Below are 6,482 nucleotides of genomic sequence, written 5' to 3'. Positions count from 1 at the left end.
AGCCGGGGCCGGCGCAATGGGTTGTGCAGCGTAGCGAACAACTCTGGGTCGCCGATATCACCTACCTGCCGACGGCGGGCAAGGTCGTCTACCTGAGCCTGATCACGGATGCGTACTCCCGCAAGATTGTCGGCTGGCATGTTCATGCCAGCTTGCAGACTGAAGAGGTAGCCCAAGCCTTGAAAATGGCGTTGCGAAGTCGGCAGACCCGACAGGCATTGGTTCATCACTCGGATCGTGGTGTGCAGTACTGCTCGAGTTACTACCAGAAGCTGCATCGGCAGCATGGGGTGATCTGCTCGATGACGGATGGGTATGATTGCTACCAGAATGCGCTGGCAGAGCGGGTGAATGGCATTCTCAAGACGGAGTTGTTGTTGCAGCGGCCTGCGGACCTTGCGCAGGCCCGGCGGATGGTGGGTGAGTCGGTCGCGATTTATAACCATGAGCGGCCGCATCTGTCGTTGCAAATGCAAACGCCCGATGCGGTGCACCGGGCGTCGTTGGCAGAATAATGCGGGTTCAAACCAGCTGTTTTGGGTGTCAACCTAATTCAGGACGGGTCAGGTCGATTCAAGCCGTCATGCCGGGTTGCTCCAGCACCGCCAGCACACGGCCAAACTGCAGCATGGACATGGCCGCTTCCATATCCGCCACCTGCACGGCGCCAAAATGCCCGCGCATGCTGATGCGCATGGTCTCGAACAGCTCAATGGCCTTCAGATCATTATTGCGCAGCGCCACCAGCAAATCGGCCAGCTGCGCCTCATCCAGCAGCTGGGCCGGCGCATCTTGGTCTTCTGCGTGTCGGGCAGCATGCTGTTCCAGCCACGCCGCCAGCGCGGCCAGCGTTTCGGCCAGCGTATTGCCGATCAGCGGCAGCTCGCGGCTCAGGTCGACCTCGCCATTCCGGAGCTTGCGCTCGGCTTGTGCCAGCAGCTCGGCCATGCGTACGGCACCAAGATTGGCCATTTCACCTTTCAATGTGTGCAGCTCTGCCTGTGCATCCTGCACCTTGCCCGCCTGCAGCAAGGCATCGATCTGGCCAATGGGCTGCTGCGCCCGCTCAACAATCGAGGTCAGGATGGGGGCGACCGATATCATCAAGGACGGCATTTGCACTGCCCGCGCAAGCAACTGCTCCTCGCGCAACAGCGGATGCACCGGTTCATCACCACGCGATGGCGACAACAGTGGTGCCGGCGCCTCCAGATAGCTGGACACCAGTTGCAGCAACGCATTGCAGTCCACCGGCTTGGGCAGGAAATCATTCATGCCTGCGGCAAAGCATGCTGCGCGTTCGGACTCCAGCACCCCTGCCGACATGGCGATGATGGGCACCTGCAAGCCAAGCTCGCTGCGGATCGCCCGCGCGGCGCTATAGCCGTCCATGACCGGCATCTGCACATCCATCAGCACCAGATCAAATGCCGTTGGCGCTTGGCGCAGCCGTTCAACGGCGATGCGGCCGTTGTCCGCAGTCTCGACCTGCAAGCCACTGGGGGAGAGGAAACCGATTGCCACCGCCTGATTGAAGCCATTGTCTTCCACCAGCAGGATGCGACCGTTCAGGTGCACGGTCTCCTCGCCAACCGCAGCGGCTTCGCCCGGCTCGCCGACCCGCTTGCCATACGCCTCCTGCAATGCGTTCATCAGGCTGGAACTGGTCACCGGCTTCACGGCAACGGCATCGAATGGCGCCACGCCATTGCGCGTGCCCAGCACCACCAGCAACGGCGGCGCGGCATGCTCGCGCAGCGTGCGGATTGCGGCTTCGCAGCCTGCATCTACCAAACGGCCATCAACCAGCAGTACGTCGTATTCACTCTCCGGGCCGGTTTGCAAGGCGTTCAGCAATTCGCCCTGCTGCGCGACAGTGACATGACGCCCACCCCAGCTCCCCACATAATCGGCAATGGACTTGCTCAACAGGGCATTGGGCGACGCAATCAGATAGTTCTGCGCAAAATCGGGTCTGGCGAGGCTTGCCTGCATGCCAACCCCGAATGGCAGGGTAACGCGGAAGGTCGTGCCCTTGCCCAAAGCGCTCTGCACCGCAACCTGCCCTTGCATGGCATCCACCAAACGCTTGGAGATTGCCAGCCCCAGCCCGCTGCCACCGAAACGCCGGGTAATGGAAGGATCCGCCTGCGAAAAAGCCGAAAAGAGCTGCTCTACCTGCCATTCATCCATGCCGATGCCACAATCGGTGACAATGAACTCCAGCAGCACCGTCTGATCATTGCGCCGCCCGGCCTGCCGTACCAGCAGCGATACCTCGCCCTCGGCAGTAAACTTGACCGCATTGCCGCATAGATTGAACAGGATTTGCTGCAGGCGCAGCTCGTCACCCAGCAAGCGCAGCGGCACGCCGGGCTCGACACCGATCACCAGCTCAAGCGGCTTGCTGCTGGAATTGACCGTCATCATCGCGGCCACAGAATCCAGCACCTGGCCAAGCAGGAACTCCTCCTCGTTCAGCACCATCTGGCCTGCTTCGATCTTGGAAAAATCCAGAATGTCGTTGATGATCGCCAGCAACGAGCGCCCGGCAGCGCGTGTCATGTCCAGGTATTTGCGCTGCTCCGGCGTCAACGGTGTAGCCGCCAGCAGCTCGCTCATGCCAAGCACCGCATTCATCGGGGTGCGGATTTCGTGGCTCATATTGGCCACGAACTGGCTCTTGACCTGGCTGGCCCGCTCGGCCGACTCCTTGGCGGCAATCAGCGCCTGTTCAGCCAGAACCTGTACCGAGATATCCCGGTTCACCCCGACCATGCGCACGGGCTTGCCGTCATCCCCACGGATGGGCACCGCATCGGCCGCAATGTGGCGTATCGCACCATCGGCCAGCTGCAGGCGGAAGGTACTGGCGAAAACGCTGCCCCGCGCAATGCAGTCGCTCAACGCCGCCTCGACCCGGTTCACGTCATCCGGGTGCACGCGCGCGCGCCACAGCTGGTAGTTTTCTTCGCCCAAGCCCTGCGGATAGTCATACAACGAGTACATGGTCTCGTCCCACAGCAAGGCATGGGTCTGCAGGTTGAGGTCCCATACCCCCAGACCGACCGAGCCGGTTGCCAACCGCAGGCGCTCGGTCAACTCGCTGATTGCCAGCTCTGCCTGGCGCCGCTGCGTGATGTCGTTGACCTGGATGATCAGGCTGCCGCTGGTGGTGTCTTCCAGCCGCGTGGCCTTCACCTCGGTCACAATCAACGCGCCGCTGCGATGGATGAAGCGGATTTCGCCTTCATAAACATCACTGCTCCCCTGGCGCAACAGGCTGGTCTTGTCCTGCTCCGCAGCAAAATCGTCCGGGTGAACCAGTTGCCCAAAGGGTTGGCCAATCAACTCCTTGCGCGCATACCCCATCAGGTTGCAGAAGGCGTCGTTGACCTCGATCATGCGACGCTCGCTGTCATTCAGCACCAGACCAATGGCGGCGTAGCGGATGATGTCGCGAAAGCGCCGCTCGCTCAGTTGCTGCGCGGCCGTGCGCAGTCGCGTTTCCTGCACCGCCACGGCCAGGATCTGCGGCACCAGCACCATCAGGCAAACGGGGATATAGATCAGCAGCACATCCGAGTAGCTGAGCATCGGCGGCGGCACGAAATAGCCGGTGGCAATTGCTGCGCTCGCGGCTATCGACGCAAACATGACCAGCGCCAGTTGCGCCAACAGCGGCAGCCACAAAGCAGCCAGCACCAGCGGCACTATGCCGTATACCAGCGGCAAAGGCAGGTAGTGCATCGCCAGCACCAGCAATGGCAATGCAATCAGCACTGCGGCCAGCAGATCCGGGTTGCGCAGCTCGGCAAGCGAATGGCTGGGTGTGCGCCGCAGCCACAGCATGGCCAGCGGCAGCACGCAGACGGAGCCGAGCACATCACCAGCCAGCCAGGCTGGCCACACCTTGTCAAACGGGGCAAAGCCATACCATGCAATCAGGCTGGCGCCGATGGTGGCCCCCAGTAATCCCGGCAACAATGCGCCCAGCAGGTTCAGCTGCAACAACGCCAGCACGTTGCGCTCAAAGCCGCGCCAGTAGCCGGCATGGCGCAGTACCAGCGCGCCGAGCATGGCCTCCAGCACATTGCCTGGCAGGAAACTGATGCTGAGCAGGATGGAATCGCCAAAAGTGACATTGGCCAGCAGGTTGCCCAGCCCGCTGGCAAGCAGCAGCAACGGCCAGCTGCGATACTGCGCATCGTAAAGCGTGGCCACCAGGCAGGCATTGGCCAGCCAAAGGGTGGCGATATTGCCCGGCTGGCGCGACAGAAAAATGCACAGCAATGCTGCCGCGCAGTAGGTCAAGGCCAGCAGCAGCGCGCCGCGCCAGCCATATTCGCGCGGCGTATGCAGCTCGGAAACGGGGGCTGCTGCGGCCGGGCGGAGACTCACGCGGCCCTCTGCTTGCGCAAACGGCTGTACAGCAACACGGCAATCCCGGCCGCCACGATGGCGATACCACCCGCGGCAATCGCATTGTCGCCGCGCCGTGTACCGTGCTGGCGCTCGGGCAACCAGCGTGTCAGTACCACTGTTTTCTGGTCAGGCGGCAATGCCAGCAACGCGGCATCAAAGATGCGCCCCAGTTCCGGCCAGTCCTTGCGATAGGCCATGCTGAGCGGGTAGTCATAGCCAACCCGGTCGCCCAGGGTCAGGTCCTTCCAGCCTTCGCGCTTGACGATGAAGGCAAAGCTCGCTTCATCCAGCACCATGGCCTCCACCTGCCCACCGCGCAACAAACGCAAGCCGCTGGCATCGTCGGGCACGGCCTCCCAGCGCAACGAAGGATAGTGCTCCCTGACGAAGCCCTCCACCGCATAGCCCTTGCCCACGGCAACCCGCTTGCCTGCCAGTGCCGCCAGATCGGGCTGACCGGCGCCACTGCGCACCGCCAGTGCTGCAGGCACCAGCACATAGGGTTTGCTGAAATCCAGCCATTGCGCGCGCTCTGGCGTGGGCCGCAAGGAGGTCAGCACGTCCACCTTGCCAAGCTTCACCCCCTCCAGGTTCTGGCTGAGCGGCGCAGCCGGCAAGGCCGCAAAGCGTATGCCAGCCTGCTCGCCGATCAGCTGCAGAAAATCCACCGATAAGCCCTGCGGTACGCCTTGCGCATCGGTAAACACAAAGGGGCCGTAATCGGATTCGGGAGCATAGTAGATGGTGCGGTGTACTGCCAGCCAGCGCTGCGTCTCGTCATCCAGCTGGAGCGCGCCAGCCATGGCCGGACGGGACCAGGCGAAAGCGGACAAGACCAGCAGTAGCAGAAAAAGGCGGATTCCCATGTTCAACCTTGTGCAAGGCGCAATCACGACACATCGGTAACGCAAAAGGTACGATCAGATCAATATAGCGCTGCACCAGACATTTAACAGCACCAGGCAAGCAATCAAAAAGCCTATGCCAAGCTCCGCGCGGTTGCAGGTAAGGGTTGCCGTGCAATGCATGCCTTGCTGTTGCCTGCATCAGCATTGCAGCTCGTCTTCATTCCAACGTCCTTTTCGTGAACGTATTGCGCAATATCTGTCAGGGCAAACGGCCATGCCGTGCGCTACAGTCGCCCTAACAACAGGGGAAGCCATGCAATCTGCCACCGAACGCTATCGCACCCGTTTTCGTACCGTACTGGAATACATCGATGCGCATCTGGACGGAGCGCTGACGCTGGAGCAACTCAGCAACCTTGCCTGCTGCTCACGCTTTCATTTTCATCGCCAGTTTGCCGAGTGGTTCGGCATCGGCCTGTTCCAGTACGTGCAGCAAACCCGCTTGCAGCGCGCCAGCCAGCGGCTGGCTTATCACCCGACGCGCAGCGTGCTCGATATCGCGCTCGATTGCGGTTACGACAGCCCCGAAGCCTTTGCCCGCGCCTTCAAGAAGCTCACCGGGCAAACACCCACGGCCTTTCGCAGCAGCCCCGACTGGCAAGGCTGGCATGCCCGCCTGCAACCACTCAGCGACCTGAGGAGTACTCATATGGCCCAACAACACACCGCAGACGAGGTACGAATCGTCGACTGCCCCGCCGTTCAGATTGCCATTTTGCCGCATCGTGGCGACCTGCAGCGCATCGGCGAATCGGTGCAGCGCTTTATCGCCTGGCGTCGGGAAAACAATCTGCCACCCAGCGTGAGTGCTACCTACAACATCCTTTACGACAATCCGGATACCACGCCACCCGAGCTATTCCGCCTCGACCTTTGCTGCGTGATCGACACTGAACCGGCACCGAACGATATCGGGATTACCAGCGGCCATATCCCTGCGGGCCGCTGCGCCGTGCTGCGCGCCACCGGTGCAACCGAGCGCATGGTCGCTGCCATCCGCTTTCTCTACGCAGAATGGCTGCCCGCCAGCGGCGAGCAATTGCGCGACTTTCCGCTCTACGTGCAACGCGTGAAATTCTTTCCCGACGTGCCGGAGCATGAAATGGTGACGGATGTCTTCCTGCCGCTGATCTAGGGCCTGTTAACACT

4 protein-coding genes are annotated in these 6,482 nt (G+C 61.6%); 2 read left to right on the top strand and 2 right to left on the bottom strand.

What is annotated here, in order from left to right; all coding sequences use genetic code 11:
• On the top strand, positions 1-515 hold a 515-nt coding region (locus B9A19_RS11135; RefSeq protein ID WP_139798782.1), incomplete at its 5' end, for an IS3 family transposase.
• Positions 516-573: 58 nt separating this feature from the next.
• Here the strand turns inward: B9A19_RS11135 and B9A19_RS11130 are convergent.
• Positions 574-4,401, bottom strand: a complete 3,828-nt coding sequence (locus B9A19_RS11130) for a PAS domain-containing protein (protein ID WP_084090868.1) — start codon at positions 4,399-4,401, stop codon at positions 574-576.
• Positions 4,398-5,291: a transporter substrate-binding domain-containing protein gene (locus B9A19_RS11125; RefSeq protein ID WP_084090867.1), complete on the bottom strand. Its 894-nt coding sequence runs from the start codon at positions 5,289-5,291 to the stop codon at positions 4,398-4,400. Before B9A19_RS11125 ends, B9A19_RS11130 begins: the two co-directional genes overlap by 4 nt.
• Positions 5,292-5,586: 295 nt before the next feature.
• On the opposite strand from B9A19_RS11125, the gene B9A19_RS11120 reads away from it, so the two are divergent.
• Complete coding sequence (locus B9A19_RS11120) at positions 5,587-6,468, top strand: AraC family transcriptional regulator (protein ID WP_084090866.1); 882 nt, start codon at positions 5,587-5,589, stop codon at positions 6,466-6,468.
• Positions 6,469-6,482 lie beyond the last annotated feature (14 nt).

The sequence above is a fragment of the Andreprevotia lacus DSM 23236 genome, assembly GCF_900176275.1.
Lineage (GTDB): Bacteria > Pseudomonadota > Gammaproteobacteria > Burkholderiales > Chitinibacteraceae > Andreprevotia > Andreprevotia lacus.
The sequence above is the reverse complement of the archived record's forward strand: the minus strand, read 5'-3'. Positions and strand labels throughout refer to the sequence as shown.